Below are 26,557 nucleotides of genomic sequence, written 5' to 3' on the forward strand. Positions count from 1 at the left end.
GCGAGTGTTCCCATAAAAGCAGATAAACAGTCGATTATTTTAGCATAGCTTCCCATTTTCAAACAAAAGGACTAAAACTTATTGTTTTTTATTATTTTAATCGTGATAAACAAATATAATAATATTGATTAATATTATAAAAACATATTAAAATTAGTAACTTAAAATCTTAATAACTTTATAACATTCATTACTAGAGTTTTTCTCATGAAAAAATCAAATATTTTATTCGCAATCCTTACTGCTACATGTGCTTTCAATGCAAATGCCTATCAAACTGAAGTTGGTACAATGTACGAATTTACAGATATGGATGAGGGAGAAAATAATAGCTTCGGTATTAACGGCAAATATTATTTTAATCCAGTAGAAGCAAAAACTTTCCCTTTAGCTGAAGCTGCTTTTTTAAATAAATCTTCAAATATTGGACTAGGATATGCATATAGCAAACTAGAAGATGATGAAGATTCTGGGAAACTCGAATTTAGTTCTGTAGGTATTACAGGTGAATACTTTATTCCAAATACCTCACTCTATTTATCAGGAGCATTTAACCGTACAAAAACCGAAGTCACTGCAAATGATTTTGGTTCGGTTGATGATAGCGGTAATGGTTATGCTGTAGAGGTCGGTTTCCTACCAACAGATGGCTTATTGTTGGCCGCTGGTGTAACAGATTTATCTGAAAGCTTTGATCCAATACAAGCAGCTAAATATGGCTTTATTACTTCAGTCACAAATGCTACAGCTGTAACTGGTGAAGATGATGATACAGCCGTAACTCTACGTGCGAAGTATGTAACTCAAATTTCTGGTTTTTATACTAATTTTGAAGGCCAAACTTATATTGGAGATGAAACTACTTATCGTTTAGGTGCAGATCTTTATCTTGATCCAACTTTAAGTATTGGAGCATCTTTTGCAGATTCAACAGCAGAAGATTCAGATACAATTTTTAGTCTTCGCGCACAAAAATTCTTTACACCACAAGTAGCAGTAGGCTTAACTTATACGACTGTTGAGGATGCTGATTCTTTTGGTATTAATGGAACATTCCGTTTCTAATTCATAAGAATTTATTAATTAAAGATATAAACGCTTGGATAGATTTATCTGAGCGTTCTTCAGTTCATTTTAAGTTTAACCAGTAACATCCTCATACAAAATTGGGTATTTTTACAGCATTTTTTATGATCTACACAAAATCTCCTCAATTTTAATAAAATAAAACATTCTAATTTTAAATTTTAAAATCAAATATTTAAGTTAAACATATTTACAAAAAAAGCACATAGTTACAGTATGGTTACTTGCACAAGATTGACGCTAACTCATTTTCCTCTAGACTGAAACTTGTAACAAAACATTTATAAATCGCTTTTTAGAGGGGAGAGATTCCATGAAAAAACTAGCAATTGCATCAGCTCTTTTATCTGCACTCGCAGTAAGTGGCGCAGCAAACGCTTACCAAGCTGAAGTTGGTGGTTCTTACAATTATCTTGATCCAGACAACGGTAGCAGCGTAAGTAAATTCGGTGTTGACGGGACTTATTACTTTAATCCTGTTCAAACTCGTAACGCTCCACTTGCTGAAGCAGCTTTCTTAAGCCGTGCAAGTAATGTTAACGCACTTATCAACTATGGTGATAACAGCGGTACAAAAGACACTCAGTATGGCGTAGGTGTTGAATACTATGTTCCTAACTCAGATTTCTACCTTAGCGGTGATGTAGGCCGTACTGAGCGTGAAATTGATAACACCAATATTGATAGTAAAGTAACAACTTATGCAGCTGAAGTAGGTTATTTACCAGCTCCAGGTTTATTACTTGCGCTAGGTGTTAAAGGTTACGACGAAAAAGACGGTAAAGACGGCGCTGATCCAACAGTTCGTGCTAAATACGTAACTCAAGTAGGTCAACATGACGTAAACCTTGAAGCGTTCGGTGCGTTTGGTGACCTAGACGAATATAAAGTTCGTGGTGACTACTACATCGATAAAACTTTAAGTCTTGGTGTGGATTACTACAATAACGACTTAACTGATAAAGATGAATTTGGTATTAATGCTAAAAAATTCTTAAATCAACAAGTAAGTCTTGAAGGTCGTATTGGTTTCGGTGACAACGACAACACTTATGGTGTTCGTGCAGGCTACCGTTTCTAATCTAGTCTAAAAGTTTCTAAAAAAAATCCGCTCATTTGAGCGGATTTTTTTATTGGTTTAAATGCACAATGCGCAATTGTAAATTTACATTGCCCTTAAATACATTACGATCAATCTCATAGACTAAATGAACTTCATCTCGCATAGGATTAAATTCAAATCTTCCCGCGGCATTAAAAGCAATCGCATCAAAAGTATATTGTTCAAGGGCTAATCTAAGTTTTAGATGTGTTTCTTTAAGCCAGCGATAATCGACAACTTTAAAATGTCCTTCAAACTGAGGAAAAGGGAATTTTTGCCCCCATGGCCCAAGCTGCTCGATCCAATCCAATGTGTCTAGTTGCAAAGCCGAAGCTGGTAATTCCCCATCTGTCCATAGAGTAGCTTGGAACAAAGATTCTTCCATAGCTGCAACACAGGCAGTAAACACTGTTTTAAAAGCATCAAAATTTTCTTTACGTATCGTTAAACCTGCCGCTGCCGCATGTCCGCCAAAATGGCTCACCAATTCCGGATGTTGTTCAGCAACTTGTTCAATCATATCTCGAATGTGCACACCATCAATTGAACGTGCAGATCCTTTAATATGGATACCATCTTCATCTGGTGCAAAGACAATAGCTGGGCGATGAAACTGTTCTTTTAAACGCCCTGCCACAATCCCAATCACGCCTTGATGCCAACTCTCTTCAAAGAGTACAAGAGCTTGTGGAATATCCTCTTTTGAGAGCTGCAAACTATCTAAAGCAGATAAAGCTTGCTGCTTCATCTCCCCTTCGATTTGTCGCCGCTCTATATTTAACTGATTTAATTGTTGAGCAATCGGATAAGCTTTTTCCATAGAGTCTGCTAATAAACATTCAATGCCTATACGCATGCTCTCCATACGCCCAGCAGCATTAATACGCGGACCTAAAACAAAACCTAGGTCTTGTGCACGCAAAGACGAAGCCTCTCGGCCCGCAATATCTAACAACGCCAATATTCCAACACGACATTGATGTTGCTGAATGCGCTTCACGCCTGCATCCACTAAAATGCGGTTGTTATAATCTAATACAGCAACATCCGCATAAGTTCCCAAAGCGACTAAATCTAGATATTGAGTGACTTTACTCGTACTTTTACCTTGCTTGTTACGCAAACTTGCCAAATTGGCCAGCACATAAAAAGCAACCCCCACCCCTGCAAGTGCTTTACTTGGAAAATCACAACCTAACTGATTTGGGTTAACCACCGCTTCTGCCGGAGGTGTTTCTTTAGTTGTTAAATGATGATCTGTAATAATAACTTGCATGCCCAATGCATGGGCTGTATCAACCCCAGCATGGCTGGAAATTCCATTATCGACTGTAATTAATAAATCAGGTTGATAAGTTTGATGTGCAAGCTCTGCAATTGCAGGCGTAAGCCCATAACCGTATTTAAATCGGTCTGGAACTAAATAGTCGACTTGTGCTCCCATATCACGAAGCGCCAATACCATTAACGCTGTGCTGGTTGCGCCGTCTGCATCATAGTCCCCAACAATAACAATTTTTTCATGCTCATCAATGGCTTGATCTATTAAAGCTACAGCGGTTTCTAATCCCTTGAGCTGAGGAGCAAGTAAATTCTTAAGCTTTAATTCTAATTCCTGCTCAGATTGTACTCCACGCCTTGCCAAAATCTCGGCAATAAACGGAGGCACGCCCTGAAACTGTTCAGGGCGTGTCAATAAAGGTCTTTGTTTGATTTGTATTTTTGTCATTTAAGGCATCAGTCGGTGCAGCGTCCATTGACCGTCGATTTTTTCATAACTCAAGCGGTCATGTAAACGATTTGGTCGCCCTTGCCAGAATTCATAATAATCTGGTTGCAGACGATAGCCTCCCCAGAACTCAGGCTTATCAAGCACTTCACGACTTTCGACTTGCTGCTGTAAGTCTTGAAAACGTTGCTGTAACAGCTCTCGGCTTTCAATTTTACCGCTTTGTGGAGTACTGATATGCGCTGCAATCTGGCTATCACGTGGTCGCTTAAGGTAGTAATCTGTAGATTCTTGCTCAGCAATTTTAACTACACGACCACCAACTCGCACCTGACGCTCTAGACTTGGCCAGTAAAATAATAATTCGGCATATGGGTTTTCTGCCAAATCAATACCTTTCTGACTGTCATAGTTAGTATAAAAATCATAGCCAGCTTCTGTAGCCCCACGTAACAATACTGTTCGAACATGGGGTCTGCCATTTGCACTTGCTGTTGCTAATGACATTGCATAGGGTTCATGCAAGTTGGCTGCTAGAGCATGGTTAAACCAACCAAGAAACTGCTGATGAGGGTTAGAGTCAACCTGCCCCTCATACAACTCGCCTTGCTCATAGCTCAAGCGTAATTCACTTAGATCTTTGATGACATCACTCATGTCATGCACCTTATGCGACTTGTGCTTGTGAACGAACTGAATCTGCTAAATGCTGAGCTAAAGCATTCACTTCTTGCTCATTGTCACCTTCAACCATGACACGAATTACAGGCTCTGTTCCTGACTTACGAATCAAGATACGTCCACGGCCTTTGAGCTGTGCTTCTGCCTTATCAAATTCAGTTACCAATGCTGGAATAGAATATGGATCAAGCATTTGTTCTAAACGTACATTCAAAAGAACTTGTGGGAATAATTTAAAGTCTTGAACCAATTCATGAAGAGCCTTGTTTTGCTCGACCATCACAGTTAAAACTTGAAGTGCGGCGATAATGGCATCACCAGTCGTACTCTTATCTAAAGTTAAAATATGACCAGAAGGCTCACCACCTATCACCCAACCATTTTCTTCTAAAGCCTGTAATACATAGCGGTCACCGACTTTTGCACGAACAAAATTAACATTTGCTTTTTCAAATGCAACTTCAAGTGCCATATTACTCATGACAGTACCAACAATACCCGCTGGCTTATTTTGCGCCTGAGTCGCCAAAATATATAAGATATGGTCGCCATCAATTAAGTTACCAAACTTATCAACCATTACCACACGGTCAGCATCGCCATCAAAGGCAATACCTAAATCTGCTTCGTGCTCAACCACTGCTTTTTGTAAGTGTTCAGGATGTGTTGAACCACAGCCTTCATTAATATTTAAGCCATCTGGTTCATTATATAAAGCAACAACTTTTGCCCCTAGCTCACGGAAAACTGAAGGTCCAACGCTATATGCCGCGCCATGAGCACAGTCCAACACAATCTTTAAATTATTTAAATCAAAGTGGTAAGGGAATGTAGATTTACAGAATTCGATATAGCGACCATTTGCATCATTTACACGAACACTTTTACCTAAGTTTGCAGTGTCCTCAATAAATAAATCTTTTTCTAATTCGCGGTTAATTTCTTCTTGTAATGAATCCGGTAATTTTTTGCCTTCACTTGAAAAGAATTTAATCCCATTATCATAATATGGATTATGCGATGCAGAAATAACAATACCTGCATGTGCATGCAAAGCACGAGTCAGGTGTGCAATTGCTGGGGTTGGTAATGGACCAAGTAAATGAACATATACGCCAGCAGCGTTTAAGCCTGCCTGCAAAGCAGATTCTAAAATATAACCAGATAAACGTGTGTCTTTTCCTAATACAACGAGCGGTTTATTTTTTGGACTCGTTCGTTTTAATACCTTCCCTGCAGCAAAACCGAGTTTTAAAGCAAACTCTGGAGTAATAGGCATTTGCCCAAATTTTCCACGAATACCATCCGTTCCAAAATAACTCATAGCTTATCTCATTCTTACGCCACTTCAGCGGTGGCTCACTTCATATATGGCAATTCCGCCATATTTCTTTTCTTCAGTTTTACTTTACACCAAAAACAAAAAGCCGTCAGTGTAATGACGGCTTTCTTCATTGTTTTGGTTACCAAATTCTAACCAACACGATAGTTTGGAGCTTCTTTAGTAATCGTTACATCGTGAACATGTGACTCAGACATACCAGCTGAAGTGATTTTCACAAATTTCGCGTTTTGGCGAAGATCTTCAATCACAGCTGAACCGGTATAGCCCATCGATGAACGTAAACCACCCATCATTTGATGAACGATGTTACCCATTGGGCCTTTATATGGAACACGTCCTTCGATTCCTTCTGGTACTAATTTCTCAGCACCCGCTTTTGAATCTTGGAAATAACGGTCAGCAGAACCAGTTGCTCCCGCCATTGCACCTAATGAACCCATACCACGATATGCTTTGTAGTAACGACCTTGGAAAAACTCAACTTCGCCAGGTGCTTCTTCAGTACCAGCTAGAAGTGAACCAACCATGATTGTGCTTGCACCCGCACCGATCGCTTTTGCCATATCGCCAGAGAAGCGGATACCACCATCTGCGATTAAAGGAATTTGATCTTTCAATGCATTAGCAACGCTGTCAATCGCAGAAATTTGTGGCATACCAATACCTGCCACAATACGAGTTGTACAGATAGAACCAGGACCAATACCCACTTTTACAGCATCTGCACCTGCATCTAATAATGCTAATGCAGCATCACCAGTTGCGATATTTCCGCCAATCACTTGTACTTGAGGGAAGTTTTGTTTCACCCAACGTACACGTTCAATTACACCAGCTGAGTGACCGTGTGCTGTATCAACAACGATTACGTCAACACCAGCTTCAACCAATGCTTCCACACGACTTGGTGTATCAGCACCTGTACCTACCGCAGCACCAACACGTAAACGACCAAGATCATCTTTACAACTGTTTGGATAGCTTTCAGCTTTGCGGAAGTCAGTCACTGTAATTAAGCCTTTAAGTTCGTTGCTCTCGCCAACGACCAAGACTTTTTCAATACGGTGTTTTTGCAATAATGCTTGAATATTTTCTTTAGACTCGCCTTCACGTACAGTTACTAAACGATCTTGACCTGTCATGATGTTGCTAACAGGTTGTTCTAAATTGGTTTCAAAACGCGTATCACGGCCTGTCACAATACCAACAACCTTGCCGTCTTTAACAACAGGTACACCGCTAATGTTATTAGCAGTGGTAATTGCAATCAGTTCACGTACTGTAGTTTCAGGCGTTACAGTGATAGGGTCTTTCACCATACCCGCTTCGAATTTCTTTACACGGCGTACTTCTGCAGCTTGAGCAGCAATATCCATGTTTTTGTGCAAAATCCCGATACCACCATTTTGTGACATAGCAATCGCCATACGTGACTCAGTCACTGTATCCATTGCAGCTGAAACTAATGGGATATTTAAATGAATGCCGCGAGTTAAACGTGTCTTTAGAGAGACATCTTTTGGGAGAACAGTAGAGTAGGCAGGAAGTAATAAGACATCATCGAAGGTTAGCGCTTCTTGAACGATGGTCAGCATAACAATCTCACTGGTAAATTCCGTGAGCTATTATAAACAAATTTCAATGCAATTTTCATATTATCTTTGCCTTTTTCAGCAATAGATGTAGAGCTGCTCTAAATAATTCCCACTTATTATAGTTTTAACGTTATTTTTTAATCTATGTTTTTGCAACCCAGAATTTTATCTGGGTTGCTCATTTGACATTATATTTAGGCAGGACAACTAAAAACTTGTTCTGTCATTAAGTCGACACCACAAGGTAAAACCTCAATCCAGTCCAAAAACCGATTAATCATTTCTTTACCCATAAATGGGCTGCCGTGCTGTGGAACAATCATTTCAATATCCATCTGGCGGACCATGTTTACCCATAAACGGATAACCTTATTGGAACACATATAGCGTTGGTGAAAAGCTTTCATTTTTAAAACGTGGGTATCAAAATCTGTTAAAGGTTGATTAGCATCCTCAACAATCGAAGCGCCCATATCACCAGAAAATAAAATTTTGGCGACTGGATCATAAAACTGAAAATTACCCACCGAATGTAGAAAATGGGCAGGTACCACCACAAGCTTTGATTCTCCCAATTGAATCACCTGACCCTGATCAGGTAACTCAATTAAGCGATCTTCCCAATTCCCTTTCATACGCTCACTCATAAAAGACGAGTTTAAGTGCGGTAGAAAACGTGCCCATAATTTTGACGCCACGACTTTAGCATCGGTATAAACCAACCAGCGTGGCATGGAGGTAATAATGTCTGGGTCCTGATGAGAAGCCAACACATAGTCGAGATTTTTCAAGCGTGTATATTTATTTAATTCCATCGTTAATGGAACATAGGTCAAATCGCCACCCGGATCGATTACAGCAGCGCGCTCATGATCAATAATTAAAAATTGATTGGCTTGGATACCTTCCCCTTTGACCAAACTGGTAAAACTAATACATTTATGTACGCCATTATCAAATAATATCTGCGATGTTGTTTTTTCAAACCCCATAAAATTCCCCAAAAAAGCTTTAAATATTAGATATTTTTATATCCATACTAAAATAAAGGGATTCGATAACTCTTGCAATGAATTGCTTTATTTTTCTCATAATATTTTAAAATAGCTTTTGCTTTTCTTATTTTATAAATGAATCATAATGTTATTTAAAATTTACACCCAATAAATTAAAATAATTCTCATTATCATTTTGTCTTTTGCGCTGTCTAGACCTCCATGAACCAAGCACCTTATTTTTCAAGCTCCAAAACATTGTTAGCAGTTGCTATTTTTAGCTTAATGACAGCAAGTCATGCTGATGAAACAGCAGAACAACAGAATTCGACCAGTGTGCTACCCACCATTTCTATTCAGGCGCAAAAAGAACCCAGCTCTCCCTATGTCGCAACAAAAGCAACCTCAGCCTTAAAATCGGATGCACCCTTATTTAAGACGGCTCAATCGGTTTCTGTGGTGACTCGTGAACAGCTCGACCAGAAACAAGCTAGAACTCTAGCAGATGCACTTGAAGGCGTTGCAGGTGTTGAAGCTGGAAAACTTGGTCGTCGTGGTTGGGATGATTTTGTTATTCGAGGGCAGACCTCTTCCGATTCCGTTTATGTAGATGGTTTAAGAGTTGGACAAAATACTTACGTTGCCACTGAACTATCGGGCATGGATCAGGTACAAGTTTTAAAAGGTCCGGCCTCTATTAATTTCGGTTTGGTTGCACCAGGCGGCATGGTGAATTTAGTCACTAAACGACCTGAAGCAGAAAACTTTGCGCGTGCTAGCATGACTTATGGCAGCTATAACTTAAAAGAAGGTACATTCGATTTAAACTATAGCCCTAATAATAGTGAGAAAGGTGCTTTTCGTTTAAATGGCCGCATCTCTGACCAAGATGATCCGACAGATTATGTGTATTTTAAAAATTACTATATCTCCCCCTCTTACAATTTTGACTTAGGTGATAACACTGACCTCTCTGTAATCGCAAGCTATCAGCACCGCGAATATATTCGTCAGCAAGGCTTGCCTGTAATTGGCACATTAAAAGACAATCCTAACGGCGCTATAGACCGAAGCTTGTATATTGGCGATCCTAATTTTGGTAAATATGAGGCAGATGTTTATCGTACGGGTTATACGTTTAAACATGTTTTTGATAATGGCTGGAACTTTAACCAGAATTTTGCCGTCCAAAAAACCGAAATGGATGGTACTGCGGTTTTTGCTCAAACTAAAAAGTTTTGGGCAGACTCATCTTACACAACCATTAACCGAGCTAATAATAGTCGGCATCAAGTGATTGATAACTTAAGTTTCGCCATCGATAACCGTTTAAACAAACAGTTTGATTTATATGGCATGCAGCACGACATTAATATTGGCGTAGATGCTTTTCAGGAAAAAAGTGACTACACCAATGATAAATACGATATTGGCAATTTAAATATCTATGACCCCGTTTATGGTCAAAACGTGACATTGAAACAAAATGTTCGGGATATTAATCGTCTCAAATATTTGGGCCTCTATTTACGTGACCGCATTCAACTCAATGACCAATGGCTTTTAAGCTTGTCTGGACGTCAAGACTGGGCACAAACCCAAAGCACAAGCTTAGTTACAAGTAGTGCAAGTAAACAATCAGACAGTGCTTTTACGGGTAGCGCTTCTATCATGTATACCCTTAATGACATTGTTGCCCCTTATGTCAGCTATGCCACTTCATTTACTCCTAACAGTGGTACTGATGTAAATAACAATCCGTTCAAACCTGAAGAAGGAAAACAGGTTGAAGTAGGAATGAAATTACAAAGCCCTGATCAACGAGTTCAAGGTGCTATCGCTTGGTATGATTTAAAACGTCAAAATGTTTTAGTCACTGATACTGCGAATAGTGGCTATAAAGCTCAGCGTGGCGAACAGTTAACACGTGGTATTGAAACTGAGCTCAGCGCAGAAATTTTAGAAGGCTTAAAACTAACAGCCGCATATACTTACACCATTGATGCTGAAATTAGTAAAGATGCAAACTCAAGCAATGTAGGAAAAGCACTCGATAATATTCCTGAGCATGCTTATAGCTTATCAGCGCGCTATAAATTTGACCCAGCTTCAAAACTTGGTTGGTATGTTGGTGGTGGATTCCGTGGTGAAACATATAAAACTGTCGATGGCTTAGATGTTCACATTCCAGGCTATACAGTCTTTGACACTGAAGCTGGCTACGATGCAGGACATTGGGGTGCTCAACTTGCGATCCGTAATTTATTTGATAAAGATTACTATGCAGGCGCACTGAATGAGAATTTGGTGACGCTCGGTAACCCACGCCAAATTAACTTCACAGTGAAATTTAACTACTAAATAATGACCTATAAAAAAACGCACTCAATTCGAGTGCGTTTTTTATGGCGGCTTTAAATGCGTTAGAAGAAGTAATGCTGTACTAAAGTCGAGACACCTACAATTAAGAAAATCGCAGCACCAATTTTATGAATGAGAGAGATAGATAAACGTTCAGCTAATTTATTACCAATAAATACAGCTGGTGCATTGGCAATCATCATCCCTAAGGTTGTACCTAACATTACCCAGAAAATACTATCGTAACGTGCAGCTAAAGCAACTGTCGCAATCTGAGTTTTGTCACCAATTTCTGCTAAGAAAAACAGGATAAAGGTTGCACCAAAAACACCAAATTTTTGCCATCTATTAATGCTATCTGTTTCATCATCCAACTTATCTGGAATAAGCATCCAGAACGCCATACCAATAAAACCACCGGCCAGTACCCAAACTAAGATTTCGGGACTCAAGACGGTTGTAATCCACTGTCCAAGCACAGCAGAGATACCATGGTTAATTAAAGTTGCTAACAGAATCGCAATGAGAATAGGGATTGGCTTACGGAAACGTGCAGACAGTAAAAGGGCGAGTAATTGAGTTTTATCGCCCATTTCAGCTAGGGCAACAATTGAGGTAGAAATCAGAAATTCTTGCATGTCGTTTCTCTGGCTAGCATAAATGCCCATGACCTACCCCTCCTGCTAGCCAAATATCTGCAGAGTGGTAAATCAAAGGTCTTGCCAACTCGGAAACGATGAGACGTTTAAGCTATGATGACCATGTTCTGTTGAACAATTATGTTGATCATCACCTATTCATTTAGAAATGAATAGCGGCTACTCCCCAATGAAGTATGTGCTTATTATATTCGAGCAGTTCTATTTTTCAAACAAAAAATTTTATCCACGCCCACACCAACAGCCGACCTAAGCCCAATAGTAAGGCTAAACAAATACTTAAGTTAATAAAGCCCAAATTGTTAATGCCTGCTATGTGCTGTGACTGAAATTCAAACGGCAAAATAAGCATTGCTACAAATACTTCCAACCCCATTGCAACATAGGTCATCCATTCCCAAGGAAAGTGTAAAACACTGACCCATACCCCCATTAATAAAAATACAATCAATAGGATTGGTACCATGATTTTTAAAAAACCCGCCATTTATTATTTCTCCTTTACCTAATAATGAGAAATTTCTCCTCTCTTTCGACACTTCCTTCTTCGTCTTTAGATTAACCTAAAACCAATTAAATTAAATATCAAAATAAAAACCCCGCCGAAGCGAGGTTTTAATGATTCATTTCAAAATATTAGATTAATAAAGTACGAATATCTTTAAGAAGTTTCGTAAGTTTATTGGTAAAGCGAGCAGCGTCTGCACCATTAATTACACGGTGATCATAAGATAATGACAACGGCAACATTAAGCGTGGGTCAAAGTCTTTACCATTCCAAACCGGTTGCATCGTTGCAGGTGAAATACCCAAAATCGCAACTTGCGGCCAGTTTACAAGTGGTGTAAATGCTGTACCACCAATTGCGCCTAAACTTGAAATGGTGAAATTCGCACCTTGCAAGTCTTTCGGTGTTAATTTCTTATCACGTGCTTTTTGACCTAACACACCCAATTCAACTGCAATTTGCTTAATTGATTTTTGGTCTGGGTTACGAAGTACTGGCACAGTTAAACCATCAGGTGTTGCTACCGCAATTCCCATATGGATTTCATTGCGCAAGAGCACTGATTTACCATCATCAGATAGATGACCTGCGAACTCACGCTCTTCTTTCAACAAATACGCAACCGCTTTGATAATGAATGCCATAATCGTCAGGCTGATACCTTCTTTTTTGAAGTTGCCTTTCAGTTCATTACGCCAATCTTCTAACTCAGTAATGTCAGCCAAATCAAACTGGGTGACTTGCGGAATAAAGTTGTTCAATGACAATTGCGGAATTGATACTTGCTGCAAACGCGTCAGTACTTTTTCTTCCACGCCACCAAACGCAGTGAAGTCAGGAAGCTTTGGCAAACCTGAAACTGCTGGTGCAGCCGCAGCTACTGGAGCCGCTTGTGGTGCAGTTAAACGAGTCTTCACATAAGCAAAGATATCTTCTTTAATTACACGACCATGTTCACCAGAAGTTTTAACTTGTGATAAAACCACACCAAGTTCACGAGCAAGCTTACGTACAGCAGGACCTGCATATACTTTAGCGTTTTCGGCTTCTTGCTCTTTGGTTAACTTGTCACTACCAGACGCTGGAGCAGATACAGCCTGAGTCGGAGCAGGAGCTGCTGCTTTAGGTGCTGCTGCCGGAGCTGGAGCTACTTCTGCTTTTGCCGCTGGTGCCGCAGCAGGTGCTTGGCCTTCAGCTTCAATTGTTGCAAGTAATATACCTTGTGAAACCTGTTGGCCTGCTTGCAAGTGAATCGCTTTCACAACGCCAGCAACAGTACTTGGAACTTCAACAGTCGCTTTATCTGACTCAACCACAACAAGGCTTTGGTCTACATCAACTTTATCGCCAACTTGTACCAAAATTTCAGCAACAACTGCTTTATCTACACCCAGATCAGGAACGTTAATATCAACTGGACCAGATTGAGTAGCAGCCGCAGCTACAGTTTCTTGTTGAACTGGTGCAGGCGCTGCCGCTGGGGCTGCTGTAGAAGCAGGAGCTTCAACTGGCGCACTTGATGCAGATGTTGTTTTCACTTTAATGAGCACAACACCTTCTTTAACTGTATCGCCTTCTTTAACTTGAATGCTTTCTACAGTACCAGCAACACTGCTTGGCACTTCTACAGTTGCTTTGTCAGATTCAACAACAACGATGCTTTGCTCAACATCGATTTGCTCGCCAACTTTTACTAAAATTTCACCAACTAGTGCTTTTTCAACACCAATATCTGGAACTTGAACTTCAACCACTTGGCTAGTGGTTGCAGCTGCTGGTTGTGCAGCAACTTGTGGAGCTGTAGCAGGTGCTTCTTTTTCAGCTGCTGGTGCAGGTTTTGCAACTTCTTCTGCTTGAGCTACAGGTGCAGCACCCTCAGCTTCAAGTTCAAACAATACCGTACCTTCAGTTACGCTATCGCCTTCTTTGATCAAGATGCTTTTCACTACACCTGCTGAAGTGCTAGGCACTTCAACAGAGGCTTTATCTGACTCAAGCAAAACAAGGCTGTCATTTTCAGCAATGCTATCGCCAACTTTTACCAAAATTTCAGCAACAACTGCTTTATCTACGCCAATATCAGGGGTCTTAATTTGCATGCTTAGTTCCCCTCACCTGTTTGCGCTTCATGGTATTCAGCAACTGCTTGAACTTCTGGATGTGCTTGTGGAGCCCATGCCACTGGACGATCAGTATCTAACTCAAAGTTAGAAATTGCATCTTTAACTAAACGTGCATCTACTTCACCTTCGTCAGCTAATTTTTTCAAAGTAGCAACAACGATATGTGCAGCATCAACACCAAAGAAACTACGCAAGTTAGCACGTGTATCTGAGCGACCATAACCATCTGTACCCAACGCAACAAATGGGCGACCATCTGGAAGATAGGCACGGATTTGTTCGCTATACGCACGCATATGATCTGTTGCTGAAACAACGATACCTTCTGTACCGCGTAATTGTTTAGACACCCAAGACTCTTTCACTTCTTCAGTAAGTGGGTGTAAACGGTTGTATTCTTCACACGCCATACCATCACGAGACAACTCATTGAAGCTTGTTACACTCCAAACGTTTGAATGGATTTGGTATTCATCACGTAAGATTTTCGCAGCTTTGATCACTTCACGAAGAATTACACCTGAACCCATCAATTGGACAGTTGCTTTTTCATCTTTTTCGAACAAGTACATACCACGTTTAATGCCTTCCTCAGCGCCTTCAGGCATTGCAGGATGCTCGTAGTTTTCATTCATTACCGTTAAGTAATAGAACACACGCTCTTGGTTCACATACATACGTTGTAAACCATCATGTACGATTACAGCCAACTCATAACCAAAACATGGATCGTAAGATACACAGTTTGGAATCGTGTTCGCCAAGATATGTGAATGACCATCTTGGTGCTGTAAACCTTCACCGTTCAATGTGGTACGACCAGCAGTTGCACCTAACAAGAAACCTTGAGCTTGTGCATCACCCGCAGCCCACGCAATGTCACCAATACGCTGGAAACCAAACATTGAGTAGTACATGTACATCGGAATCATTGGCAAGTTATTAGTTGAATAACTTGTTGCCAACGCAGCCCATGCGCTCATCGCACCAGCTTCGTTAATCCCTTCTTGAAGCATGTGACCGTCACTTGCTTCGCGGTAATGCATTAACTGCTCTTGGTCTTCTGGGGTATATTTTTGACCGTGAGCGGCATAAATACCAAGCTGACGGAACATACCTTCTAGACCAAAAGTACGCGCTTCATCTGGAACGATTGGCACTACGCGGTCTTTAATTGCTTTTTCTTTAAGTAAAGCTGCAATTAAACGCACCATCACCATGGTAGTTGATTGTTCTTTGCCTGCAGAACCTTTTAATACTGCATCAAATACAGATAATTCAGGAATCGCTAAAATTTCACTCTCTTTACGACGTGCAGGTAAATAGCCACCTAAAGCTTCACGACGTGCCTTCATATATTTCATTTCAGGAGAGTTTTCACTTGGGCGATAGAATGGAAGCTCTTCTAATTTATCATCTGTAAATGGCAGGTTGAAACGGTCACGTACATATTTTAAAGAATCGATCTGCATTTTTTTGATTTGGTGAGTCTTATTCACCGCTTCAATTTCTTCAGACAAACCGTAACCTTTTACAGTTTTCGCAAGAATAACTGTTGGTTGACCTTTGGCTGTCATTGCTTCTGCATAGGCAGCAAAAACTTTGTACGGGTCATGACCACCACGGTTGAGATTATCGATGTCTTCATCGCTTAAATCTTTTACAAGTTCCGCAGCTTCTGGGTACTTGCCAAAGAATTTCTCACGTGTATATGCACCACCTTTCACTTGATAGCGCTGGTATTCACCATCAACTGTTTCTCCCATTACCGCTTTTAAAGCGCCTGTGCTATCTTTTGCAAGTAGCGGATCCCAATGACGACCCCATACTACTTTAATGACACGCCAGCCCGCACCACGGAATAAAGATTCTAATTCTTGAATGATTTTACCGTTACCACGTACAGGGCCATCTAGACGCTGTAAGTTACAGTTAACCACCCAAATTAGGTTATCAAGTTTTTCACGACCAGCAAGTGAAATTGCACCAGTACTTTCTGGCTCATCCATTTCACCATCGCCAAGATATGCCCAGACTTTACGATTTTCTTCTTTGATCAAGCCACGATTCATCAAATATTTTTGAATGTGCGCTTGATAAATCGACATGATTGGACCAAGACCCATTGATACAGTTGGGAATTGCCAATAGTCCGGCATTAAATATGGATGTGGATAGCTTGGTAAACCGTTACCGCCAACTTCACGGCGGAAATTACTTAACTGTTCTTCAGTCAAACGCCCTTCAAGGAATGAACGAGCATAAATACCAGGAGCACAATGTCCTTGGTAATAAATCATATCTCCGCCAAAGTTATCGCTGTTTGCGCGGAAGAAATGGTTAAAACCTACGTCATATAATGTTGCACTTGATGCGAAGCTCGCCAAGTGGCCACCTAAATCATCACCTGTTTTATTCGCACGAAGTACCATTGCTAAGGCATTCCAACGAATCAATGCACGAATACGGCGTTCCATATCTTGGTCGCCTGGCATTGCAGGTTGTTCTTCAACAGAAATTGTATTTAAGTAAGGTGTATTGAGACGTTGAATGGGAACATGCTTGGCAATTGCTTGTTGGTAAAGTTTTTCCAATAAGAATGCCGCGCGCTCAGTTCCCATATGTTGTAAAACTGAATCGAATGCATCTTGCCACTCTTGGGTTTCTTGTGCATCGGAGTCACCGTAAAACGCCATAATTCACCTGTTCCTTGTCCTTTAATCTACTTTGTATTTTTACCACGTTTTACCCCTCTCTAGTTATTGCCACGGGTGAATGTGAGGGGGGCCTATTATTTTCTGAATGAATAGTCATTGACCGAGCATTAAACAAAATAACAAAAAAACGCCAATAATGGCGTTTTTTTATACAATCTTTACGTTAAAAAAGGTTTAGGCTAATTTCAGATTCATAAATTTAATAACCTTAACTTTTTTAACTTAGCTTTTAAGGAAGCATCGCTAAGTAAGTTGTTGGGTTCTTACGTTGACCATCTTTTACTACTTCATAGTGCAAATGTGGACCAGTACAGCGACCAGTACAACCTACATTGGCAATATGTTCACCTGCCGAAACTTGTTCACCTACACGTACCATTAAACGCGAAGCATGCGCATAGCGTGTTAAATAGCCATTACCATGGTTAATTTCAACATATTGACCATAGCCAGTGCCCCAACCAGATTTGGTTACAATACCTGGGCCTGTAGCATAAATTGGTGTACCACTTGGAGCAGCCATATCCAATCCACCATGATGTTCGGCGCGACCGCTCATCGTACGACCACCAAAGTTGGAAGAAACACGTACTGTATCAGGAAGAGGATGAGAAACTAACCACGAATAAGCATTTGAAGAAGAGGTATTGAAAGAGTTCTTAGCTGTCGTATTGCCATATTTTTTAGCGAGTGACTCATTGTTGAGCTCAACCGTTTTTTGGCGTAAGGTCACTGAAACTTTCGCACTCGCTGGAAGATCTAAATCATCAGGATGAGTATATGAACCTTGAGATAATGTTTTTGATAGTTGTTCCAATCGATCTGAATCAGTAGATTGGTTAATTGTTTGATAATCTGCAAAAGCAACTGATGCTGCCGAAGCGGCAAGTGAAAACGCTAATAAAATACGACGCGTGTGCATAAAAACCTCTTGAAACTGTTCTTACTTAAGTTCCTTATGATCTCTTCCTTGATATCGATTGAAATGAACGCTTAAGATGAAGACAAGAATCTATCCGAGAATGACCCATGTCTAAACCCGATAACGTTTTTCAACAATCCGGAAAACACATAAAAACAGGAAACCTTACGTTTCTAACAACGCAAGTCGCGCAATGGCAAAGACTTACGAAAATTATCCAACCCTTATTGCCCCAACCGGAACAATGGCAGGTCGTGTGTTATCAAAATGGTTCTTTGATCATTACTGGTGAAAATCAGGCGATGATTAGTCAACTCAGTTATTTACAGAACCAATATGTATCTAAATTATCTCAACTTGAAGGGTTAAAAGACCTACAAAGAATTCAGGTTCGCTTGAGAAATAAAAACATTCCCAATCCACCCTCATCTGAGCCATCTAAACCCATTCCCCCGGAAACACAAGAAATGTTACGTAGTGCAGCCGACTTTGTGAGCGACCCTAAGCTTAGCCAAGCTTTACTACGTTTGGCAAGCAATAAAAAATGACGAGCTATATATTTAAAGAAAAGTTCAGCCATATTTGTGTGACAAAATTCACACTTTAAAATGTTACATTATAACATGACCAAATAAAGACAATGACTTATGTCACACTCACATATGGAATTGGACATTCATTCTCGTCATCAAATGTTACAATTTCATAATTACTCGGATCACTTTGAACATTGCGTAACAACTGATTATTTAAAGCATGTCCCGATTTATAGCCATCAAACTTGGCAATAATTTGATGACCAAGCAAATACAAATCACCTACTGCATCTAAAATCTTATGTCTCACAAATTCATCGGCGAAACGTAAGCCTTCTTCGTTAACAACGCCCGTGTCATCTACACCAATCGCATTATCTAAACTTGCACCTAAAGCTAAGTTATTTGCTTTGAGATAATCCAGATCTTTCATAAAACCAAAAGTACGAGCTTCACTAACTTCATATACAAAAGTTTCAGTAGAAAAGTCGATAGTCGCAGATTGATATTCTTTAGCAAATGCTGGATGGTCAAAATCAATCGTAAAATTTAACTGAAAACCATTATGCGGGCTAAAAATTGCTTTTTTATCATCGATTAATGCTTCAACTGGTTTTAATATTCTTATAAATTTTTTCGGTGCGTCCAGCTCACGCAATCCACCTTGCATTAACAGGTAAATAAATGGGCCGGCACTTCCATCCATAATCGGAACTTCGGACGCAGATACCTCAACAATAAGGTTATCAATTCCCAAACCTGCAATTGCGCTCATCACATGCTCAATCGTTCCAACTTTTATATCTCCAATTACTAAATTGGAGCACATGAAAGCTTCTTGAATCAGTAAAGCATTCGCATGGATTTCCACAGGTGGATCTAAATCGATACGACGAAATACAATACCTCCATCCACGGTATGTGGAATGAAATTGATCATCACTTTTTGACCGCTATGAAGACCTATTCCACTCGCTTTTACCACACGATTGAGAGTACGTTGTTTCACCATGCTTTGTAACTTCTTTTTTAAAACCGCTATACGTTAGCATATTTAGTCATTGATCAAAAACAAAAAAAGGCAGTGTTTAAACACTGCCTTTTTTTAAATTTAATAATTTTTTACTTACGTTGCTGATTTTTCAAGTAATCTTGAATGCTCATCGGAGAAGAACGTGGAGAAGAACTTGCGTTACTACTCACTTCATTGTCTGCATTTTGACGCTTATTAATAGCAGGAACGTCATCTTCATCAACAGATTGAGCTGATTGAGTCGATGCATGACTTACTGTATTACGTTTTCTCGGTTCTGCGTCTGCAGCATTACGAGTTAAACCAGTTGCAATCACTGTTACACGTAATTCATCACGCGCATCTGGATCAAATACTGTACCGTAGAAAATTTCACCTTCATCAAGGTCAACAATCTGGTTCACGACATCAGTAATGATTTCAGTTTCGCGTAAAGTAATATCATCACCACCAGTAATGTTAATCAACACACCTTTAGCATTAATAATATTCACGTTATCAAGCAATGGACTACGAATAGCCTGTTCAGCTGCTTGACGTGCACGATCTTCACCACGACCTAAACCAGCACCCATCATTGCGTAACCACGTGTACTCATTGCAGTTTTCAAATCGGCGAAGTCAAGGTTAATGTGACCACGGTTTACAACAAGGTCAAAGATACTACGTACAGCGTTTAACAATACATCATCAGCTTTTTTATAAGCATCTTTCATTGAAATATCACCATATACGCTGAGTAAGCGTTGGTTAGGGATAATAATCAATGAATCAACATGTGCTTCAAGCGCTTCAATACCGCGTTCAGCAGATTTTAAACGGCGACGGCCTTCAAAGTTAAATGGGGTTGTTACAACACCAACGGTCAAAATACCCATTTCTTTGGCAACTTCAGCCACAACCGGTGCCGCGCCTGTACCCGTACCACCACCCATACCAGCGGTAACGAATACCATATCCGTACCTTCAAGGTGGTGACGAATAATTTCACGGCTTTCTTCTGCTGCAACTTGCCCTACTTCAGGGTTAGCACCAGCACCTAAACCACGTGTACTTTGCTCGCCTAACTGAATTTTGAAAGGTGCATTCATACAGTCTAGTGCTTGTTTGTCTGTATTGGCACAAACGAATTTAACACCTTGAATATCAGACTGCACCATATGTTGAACGGCATTACCGCCACCACCACCTACACCAAATACAGTGAAACGGGCTTGACCGTTGCCATCGTTTAGTTCATCTTCTATAAATTCAAATGAGGCCATGACCTTTAGGGTTCCTAATACATTATGGCAGTCACTTCAGCCCGTATACTGCCTTGATTTTCAAAAATAACTAATTTTAAGAATGCTGTGCAATACAAACCTTGTCAAGTACAGTGGTTTTCTCTTACAACTTCCTAACAATTCTACCAATAAATCCATACATCCTAAAAAATGGCTTTTAGCTTGCTATTAAATGCATTCCAGCCATTTACCATTCGCTCCCATACCGAACGGTCATTTGCCTCTTCAGGCTCTTCAACAGCTTCTTGCAACTCACTTTGGCTAAACATGAGCAAACCAGCTGCTGTTGCATACATCGAACGACGTAATGCTGCCTGATGTTGATCATCAGCATAAACCTGTAACGGCGGATTACCCAAATGTGCGGATACCCCCAACATACGGCGAGCCAAACTCACCATACCTTCAATTTGACAAGCATCCCCCGTCAACACTACACCATGGTATAAACCATGAATTGCACCGCTATGTTCGAGTTCATCGCGAATCTGGCTAAAGATCTCTTCATAGCGAGCAATAATAATTTCTGACAACTCAATTCGACTAATAGTTTGAGGGCCATCAATTCCTTCTACCTGAATCATGTGATCTGGCTTAACAGCACTTAAATCGACACAACCATATAGAATTTTAATACGCTCAGCTTCTTCTGTCGTAGTTTGCAATACAGCAGCAATATCACGCGTAACGTGCTCACCACCGCGTTGTAATGTACGTGCCAGAGCCAAACGTCCATCTAGATAAACCGCAAGATTGGTAATGCCTGCGCCAATATCGACCAGACAAACACCATATTCTTTTTCATCTTTAAGCAAGCTTGCCTCAGCGGTTGCCAGGCAAGATACCACCATTTTTTCAACCCCGATATTTGCACCTTTCATAGCGCGATCAAGGTTTTGCATAGTCGCAATCGGCATCATCATTAACTGATAATGTCCTGTCATACTATGGGCAGTCATGTTAATTGGATTCTGCACCCATTCAGCAGAATCACCCAATTCAAAGCCTAACGGCACTGCACTTGCTAAATAGTAATCAGAAGTCACATGACTTGCTTTTGCCAATTCTAACGCGCGCACGACTTCATTTGTTGTAATAACATGTGCTGGATTAGCAACTGGTGTGCGGCCAGAGGCATAAAAACTTTGCAACTCGGTACTCGGAATCGATACCCATGCGCTATGAATGCGACATTCGGCCATATTTTCCGCTTCAGCAACAGCATTTTTAATCGCAGCGATGACTTTATCTAGGCTTACGATTTTTCCTTTATTCATGCCTCGATTGCGAGCAGTTGCCATACCGATAACTTGAATGTTATCCGGCGCATGAATTTTTCCAATCAAAACTGAAACTTTATGCGTCCCAATGTCAATCGCAACAACTGAGGGAACAGCTTCATTCATCACTCATACCATTTCTTTGTTGTTTAATACCAGGCAAATTGCCTATTTTAAAGCCACGTATTATGGCTTTGCTTTTGTTCCACCTGCAATGCTTGTGTCATCAATCGTTACAACAAACTGACCATTCACAATTTTAGGTGGTGTTGCGTTCTTCCATTGAATAGATAATCCATTACGATATCGCAAATCAATGGCTGAGATTTTCGACCACACCGGTTTTAAGTCAGATTGTGCCAGATGACTTAAACGTTGCAACTTATTCATTGTTTGATCTTGGTCAACGATAATTCGTAAACCTGTGTCAAACTGCATAAACCAAGTCATTCGCTCCGTCAGATATAACTCTTTTAGGCGCAAATTGGCGGGGTGGAATAATTGATTGATTTCATTATAGCGTCGCATCATCATTTTCGACTGGCTTACCGGACCATGTAGTAACGGAAGCTCAGAATGAATTGTCGGCTCTGCCTCACTGAATACATCGCCTCCATCGCTTAACAAGCGACCTGTTCCCCAACGGGCGATGGCATGGCGAGGCATGACACGAACACGAATACCATTGGGCCAGGCACGAGATACAACAACTCGGTCTACCCACGAAATTTCTAATGTTTTATCACGAATCTGTTCTAAATCAGATGTGAAATAATTCGCTTTTATAATTGGAGCAACATGCTGCATCACTTGTTGTGTTTCAACTGAAGACGTCGACCCTACAACCTCTAGCTTTGCAACTTTTGCATCTGTAATAACTTTATATAGCCCATAAATTCCGACTGCCAGCACTACAAAAGCAATAACCAACAGCACCCATCCACCAGCATTCGCAAGCTTCTGCTTGCGTGTAGGCGGTTTATCATGAATAGAGGTGATGGCCGCACGTTTACGGCGCATGGAAGCCGGAAGTTGTGCCATATTTAAGCCGTACCTTCCAATGTTTGCTCAAGAATGGCAACACACAATTCATCAAAACCATATCCAACAGCTTGAGCAGCTTTTGGAACTAAAGAATGGCTGGTCATACCTGGCACAGTGTTTACTTCTAAAAGCCAGAAATTACCCTGCTCATCCTGCATCGCATCAATACGGCCCCAACCTTCTGCACCAACTGCTTGAAAAGCACGTAAGCACAATGCTTGCAGGTTCTTCTCTTCTGTCTCACTTAGACCACAAGGAATACCGTACTCAACATCATTACGTTCATATTTTGCTTCATAGTCATAAAAAGCAACGTCTGCTGGTGGTTGTAAACGAATAACCGGCAAAGGCTGTCCATTTAAGAACGAGATTGTGAATTCACGACCTGTGATCCATTTTTCTGCCATCACAACAGCATCGTGCTGAGTCGCTTTTTCAATTGCAGCAGCAAAGTCTTCTGCTTTCTCAACCTTACTCATGCCCACGCTTGAGCCTTCATGTACAGGTTTGATAATGACAGGCAAGCCTAGCTCAGCAATAACCGCATCTAAATCTGTCTCTTTAGTAATAATACGATATGGCGCTGTAGGTAAATCGCTACCTTGCCAGATTTGCTTGGTTTTGACTTTATCCATGCCAATCGCAGAACCTTGTACACCTGTTCCCGTATAAGGCAGATTTAACCATTCAAGTGCACCTTGAATCTGGCCATCTTCACCGCCACGACCATGCAATACAATAAATGCACGATCATAATTTACAAGTTCAGTCACACTGCGGTTTTGCGGATCAAATGCTTCAGCCTGAACACCTGAACGCAATAAAGCATCCAGAACTGCCTGACCACTATCTAAAGACACAGCACGCTCAGCCGATTTCCCACCAAATAGCACGGCAACTTTGCCGAATTTTGTAGCATTTGACACGTTTAAATCCTTAACCCGATAATTCAATATTTTTGTTTATTTCACATACAAATGGTGTTGTGCAAGTTCTACTGAAATTGCTCCAACGTTACCCGCACCCTGCGTTAATAACAAGTCATTTGGTTGTAACACATTTTGCATGATGTTTTGCAAATTACCTTCAACCGGATCGACCAAAATCGGCTCCACCTGTCCACGTAAACGAATACTACGCGCCAAAGTACGGCTGTCTGCACCTACAATAGGCTTCTCACCGGCAGGATAAACTTCCAGTAATAATAATTGATCGACTTGAGAAAGCACTTCAATAAAGTCATCAAAACAATCGCGGGTACGAGAGTAACGGTGTGGCTGGAATAACATCACCAAACGACGATCCGGATGGCTCTGACGAGCGGCTTTAATAGTCGCTTCTACTTCTTTCGGATGGTGCCCATAGTCATCAACTAGCTTAACGTTACCATCGGCAAGTTCGAATTCACCTTGTACTTGGAAGCGACGACCAACACCACTAAAGCCTGCTAAAGCGCGACTAATTGCATCATCAGAAACACCTTCGTCAGTCGCAACACCAATAGCAGCTAGAGCATTTAAGATGTTATGCATACCCGGTTGGTTGATGGTTAAACGTAGCGGCTCACGACCTTTACGTAACACCGTGAAGTGTGAACGCATACCATCTTGTTCAACATCAATTGCGCGAATGTCGTTATCTTCATTAAAACCATAAGTAATAACTGGGCGGCCTACACGTGGCATAATTTCACGAATGTTGGCGTCATCACCACAAACTACAGCCAAACCATAAAATGGTAAGTTATGAAGGAATTGTACGAACGTATCTTTTAATTTATCAAAGCTACCTTCATAGGTATCCATATGGTCAGCATCAATGTTCGTTACAATGGCCGCCATTGGTTGCAAATAAAGGAAAGACGCATCTGACTCATCAGCTTCAGCCACGATAAAACGACTTTCACCCAGTGCAGCATTTACACCTGTACTGTTAAGTAAACCGCCAATAACATAAGTTGGATCAAGGTTTTCTTCAGCCAACATGGTGGTTAAAAGACTAGTCGTTGTAGTTTTACCATGTGTACCAGCTACAGCAATACCATGACGGTAACGCATAAGCTCACCTAGCATCTCTGCGCGGCGTACGATTGGAGTACGTTGTTCAATCGCTGCTTTAATTTCCGGATTTTCTGGATCAATCGCTGTAGAAACTACAAGCACATTGGCATTTTTAATATTTTCCGCTTGATGGCCGATATAAACCTTGATGCCATTTTGCTCTAATTGTTCTGTAGTTTTAGATGCTTTAATGTCTGAACCAGAAATTTTATAACCTTGGTTACCCAATACCTCTGCAATGCCACACATCCCAGCACCACCGATCCCCACAAAATGAATGTGTTTGATACGGCGCATTTCAGGCACTTTAATCAGTTTTTTTGCTTGGTTCGCAGCTGTTGATGGAGACATAGTAAATCCGATTACATTTTTTGGATAAGATCAACCACATGCTGAGTCGCATTTGGTTGGGCATGTTGACGCGCTTTCACTGCCATTTCTGTAAGTAATTGGCGGTTCATCAGCGAAGTGAACAATTCATTTAAAACATCTGGTGTCATAGTCGATTGCTGGCAAATTTTTGCAGCGCCGATATCAGCCAGAAATTTGGCATTCGCAGTTTGATGGTCATCAACTGCTATCGGAAGTGGTACAAAAACTGCTGCAACACCTGCTGTTGCAACTTCCGTCACCGTTAATGCTCCAGCTCGGCAAATAATTAAATCAGCTTCACTATAAGCCTTTGCCATATCTTCAATAAACGGCAAAACCTGCACCTTTAAGTTGGCTGGCACATCTGCATAAAGTGCTTGAGTTGCTTCAACTTGTTGTTGACCACTTTGATGAAAAATATTGAGTGGAACTTGTATTTTTTTTAGCGCTGGCGGTAAATGTTCATTAAGCGCTTTTGCACCTAAAGAACCTCCAACAATTAAAATATTTAAAGGTTGTCCCGCTTGCTCACGTGCATCGTAACGCCACTTAGAGCTTAAAATATCGGTGATTTCACGACGTACCGGATTTCCGGTTGTAACAACTTTTTCGCTAACAGGAAAAGTATTTGGAAATGCTTCACACACGACTTTAGCAACACGCGCTAGCTGTGCATTGGTAAAACCAGCAACCGCATTTTGCTCGTGAATAAGTACTGGAATACCTAACAATCGTGCTGCTAAACCACCAGGCCCCGCAACATAACCGCCAAATCCAGCAACAGCATCAACTTTAAGCTGTTTCATATAGCGCATTGCGCTTAAAGTCGCTTTTAAAATTTTAAAAGGCGCAGCAAGTTTACGGATCACACCGTTCCCACGAACACCTTGAATATCAATTTGATAAATTGGAATATTTTGATCTTTTAATAAACGATTTTCCATACCTGTTGGCGTGGCTAACCACGAAACCTGACAACCTTGTTGTTGAAGTTGTTTGGCTACGGCGAGGGCTGGAAAAACATGTCCGCCTGTACCGGCAGCCATCATCATGACATGTTTGGGTTTGCTTTGCTGTGAATCGGTCACGGTCTAATTCTTCAACTCAAAAAACAATGGAAATT

The 26,557-nt window shown here is 40.7% G+C and carries 21 protein-coding genes and 1 riboswitch; of the genes, 4 read left to right on the plus strand and 17 right to left on the minus strand.

The window, feature by feature from the left end; all coding sequences use genetic code 11:
• Positions 1-207 precede the first annotated feature (207 nt).
• Both FY048_RS09150 and FY048_RS09155 read left to right on the plus strand, forming a co-directional pair.
• On the plus strand, positions 208-1,065 hold the full coding sequence (locus FY048_RS09150) for a putative porin (protein ID WP_446090917.1): 858 nt from the start codon (positions 208-210) through the stop codon (positions 1,063-1,065).
• 334 nt (positions 1,066-1,399) lie between these two features.
• The gene (locus FY048_RS09155; RefSeq protein ID WP_016139874.1) at positions 1,400-2,167 is read left to right on the plus strand and encodes a putative porin; all 768 of its coding nucleotides are present in this window, start codon (positions 1,400-1,402) and stop codon (positions 2,165-2,167) included.
• 49 nt (positions 2,168-2,216) lie between these two features.
• Here FY048_RS09155 and recJ read toward each other — a convergent pair whose 3' ends face one another.
• From recJ to FY048_RS09180, 5 genes are all read right to left on the minus strand, one after another.
• Positions 2,217-3,917: a single-stranded-DNA-specific exonuclease RecJ gene (recJ, locus tag FY048_RS09160; RefSeq protein WP_446090918.1), complete on the minus strand. Its 1,701-nt coding sequence runs from the start codon at positions 3,915-3,917 to the stop codon at positions 2,217-2,219.
• Positions 3,918-4,574, minus strand: a complete 657-nt coding sequence (pdxH, locus tag FY048_RS09165) for a pyridoxamine 5'-phosphate oxidase (protein WP_446090919.1) — start codon at positions 4,572-4,574, stop codon at positions 3,918-3,920.
• A gap of 10 nt (positions 4,575-4,584) precedes the next feature.
• Complete coding sequence (gene glmM, locus FY048_RS09170; protein ID WP_446090920.1) at positions 4,585-5,922, minus strand: phosphoglucosamine mutase; 1,338 nt, start codon at positions 5,920-5,922, stop codon at positions 4,585-4,587.
• A 149-nt stretch (positions 5,923-6,071) separates the two neighbouring features.
• On the minus strand, positions 6,072-7,538 hold the full coding sequence (guaB, locus tag FY048_RS09175; protein ID WP_016139870.1) for an IMP dehydrogenase: 1,467 nt from the start codon (positions 7,536-7,538) through the stop codon (positions 6,072-6,074).
• Between the two features lie 194 nt (positions 7,539-7,732).
• On the minus strand, positions 7,733-8,530 hold the full coding sequence (locus tag FY048_RS09180) for an MBL fold metallo-hydrolase (protein ID WP_446090921.1): 798 nt from the start codon (positions 8,528-8,530) through the stop codon (positions 7,733-7,735).
• 225 nt (positions 8,531-8,755) lie between these two features.
• Between FY048_RS09180 and FY048_RS09185 the strand changes: the two genes are divergently transcribed.
• Positions 8,756-10,894 (plus strand): TonB-dependent siderophore receptor, encoded by a 2,139-nt coding sequence (locus FY048_RS09185; RefSeq protein WP_446090922.1) that lies wholly within the window; start codon positions 8,756-8,758, stop codon positions 10,892-10,894.
• Between the two features lie 62 nt (positions 10,895-10,956).
• Here FY048_RS09185 and FY048_RS09190 read toward each other — a convergent pair whose 3' ends face one another.
• The 5 genes from FY048_RS09190 to FY048_RS09210 all read right to left on the minus strand — a co-directional run bounded on the left by FY048_RS09190 (position 10,957) and on the right by FY048_RS09210 (position 17,823).
• Positions 10,957-11,532 (minus strand): TMEM165/GDT1 family protein, encoded by a 576-nt coding sequence (locus FY048_RS09190; RefSeq protein ID WP_003654075.1) that lies wholly within the window; start codon positions 11,530-11,532, stop codon positions 10,957-10,959.
• Between the two features lie 15 nt (positions 11,533-11,547).
• Positions 11,548-11,733, minus strand: a riboswitch (yybP-ykoY riboswitch).
• 28 nt (positions 11,734-11,761) lie between these two features.
• On the minus strand, positions 11,762-12,040 hold the full coding sequence (locus tag FY048_RS09195) for a hypothetical protein (RefSeq protein WP_003654079.1): 279 nt from the start codon (positions 12,038-12,040) through the stop codon (positions 11,762-11,764).
• A 149-nt stretch (positions 12,041-12,189) separates the two neighbouring features.
• A complete protein-coding gene (locus tag FY048_RS09200; protein WP_446090923.1) occupies positions 12,190-14,160 on the minus strand; it encodes a 2-oxo acid dehydrogenase subunit E2 in 1,971 nt (656 codons plus the stop codon).
• A gap of 2 nt (positions 14,161-14,162) precedes the next feature.
• The gene (gene aceE, locus FY048_RS09205) at positions 14,163-16,880 is read right to left on the minus strand and encodes a pyruvate dehydrogenase (acetyl-transferring), homodimeric type (protein ID WP_446090924.1); all 2,718 of its coding nucleotides are present in this window, start codon (positions 16,878-16,880) and stop codon (positions 14,163-14,165) included.
• Between the two features lie 250 nt (positions 16,881-17,130).
• Complete coding sequence (locus FY048_RS09210) at positions 17,131-17,823, minus strand: M23 family metallopeptidase (protein WP_045433755.1); 693 nt, start codon at positions 17,821-17,823, stop codon at positions 17,131-17,133.
• Positions 17,824-17,930: 107 nt separating this feature from the next.
• Between FY048_RS09210 and FY048_RS09215 the strand changes: the two genes are divergently transcribed.
• A complete protein-coding gene (locus tag FY048_RS09215) occupies positions 17,931-18,371 on the plus strand; it encodes a DciA family protein (RefSeq protein WP_003654086.1) in 441 nt (146 codons plus the stop codon).
• A 97-nt stretch (positions 18,372-18,468) separates the two neighbouring features.
• Here FY048_RS09215 and lpxC read toward each other — a convergent pair whose 3' ends face one another.
• The 7 genes from lpxC to murG form a co-directional block, all read right to left on the minus strand.
• Positions 18,469-19,371: a UDP-3-O-acyl-N-acetylglucosamine deacetylase gene (gene lpxC, locus FY048_RS09220; protein WP_005038014.1), complete on the minus strand. Its 903-nt coding sequence runs from the start codon at positions 19,369-19,371 to the stop codon at positions 18,469-18,471.
• A 110-nt stretch (positions 19,372-19,481) separates the two neighbouring features.
• Positions 19,482-20,657: a cell division protein FtsZ gene (gene ftsZ, locus FY048_RS09225; protein ID WP_005300624.1), complete on the minus strand. Its 1,176-nt coding sequence runs from the start codon at positions 20,655-20,657 to the stop codon at positions 19,482-19,484.
• A 164-nt stretch (positions 20,658-20,821) separates the two neighbouring features.
• Complete coding sequence (gene ftsA, locus FY048_RS09230) at positions 20,822-22,084, minus strand: cell division protein FtsA (RefSeq protein ID WP_016139860.1); 1,263 nt, start codon at positions 22,082-22,084, stop codon at positions 20,822-20,824.
• A 60-nt stretch (positions 22,085-22,144) separates the two neighbouring features.
• Positions 22,145-22,999: a cell division protein FtsQ/DivIB gene (locus FY048_RS09235; protein WP_348948510.1), complete on the minus strand. Its 855-nt coding sequence runs from the start codon at positions 22,997-22,999 to the stop codon at positions 22,145-22,147.
• 2 nt (positions 23,000-23,001) lie between these two features.
• Complete coding sequence (locus tag FY048_RS09240) at positions 23,002-23,928, minus strand: D-alanine--D-alanine ligase (RefSeq protein ID WP_446090925.1); 927 nt, start codon at positions 23,926-23,928, stop codon at positions 23,002-23,004.
• 36 nt (positions 23,929-23,964) lie between these two features.
• Positions 23,965-25,413 (minus strand): UDP-N-acetylmuramate--L-alanine ligase, encoded by a 1,449-nt coding sequence (gene murC / locus FY048_RS09245; RefSeq protein WP_003654096.1) that lies wholly within the window; start codon positions 25,411-25,413, stop codon positions 23,965-23,967.
• An 11-nt stretch (positions 25,414-25,424) separates the two neighbouring features.
• The gene (gene murG, locus FY048_RS09250) at positions 25,425-26,522 is read right to left on the minus strand and encodes an undecaprenyldiphospho-muramoylpentapeptide beta-N-acetylglucosaminyltransferase (RefSeq protein ID WP_446090926.1); all 1,098 of its coding nucleotides are present in this window, start codon (positions 26,520-26,522) and stop codon (positions 25,425-25,427) included.
• Positions 26,523-26,557 lie beyond the last annotated feature (35 nt).

It is taken from the genome of Acinetobacter sp. 1124_18A, from assembly GCF_052824995.1.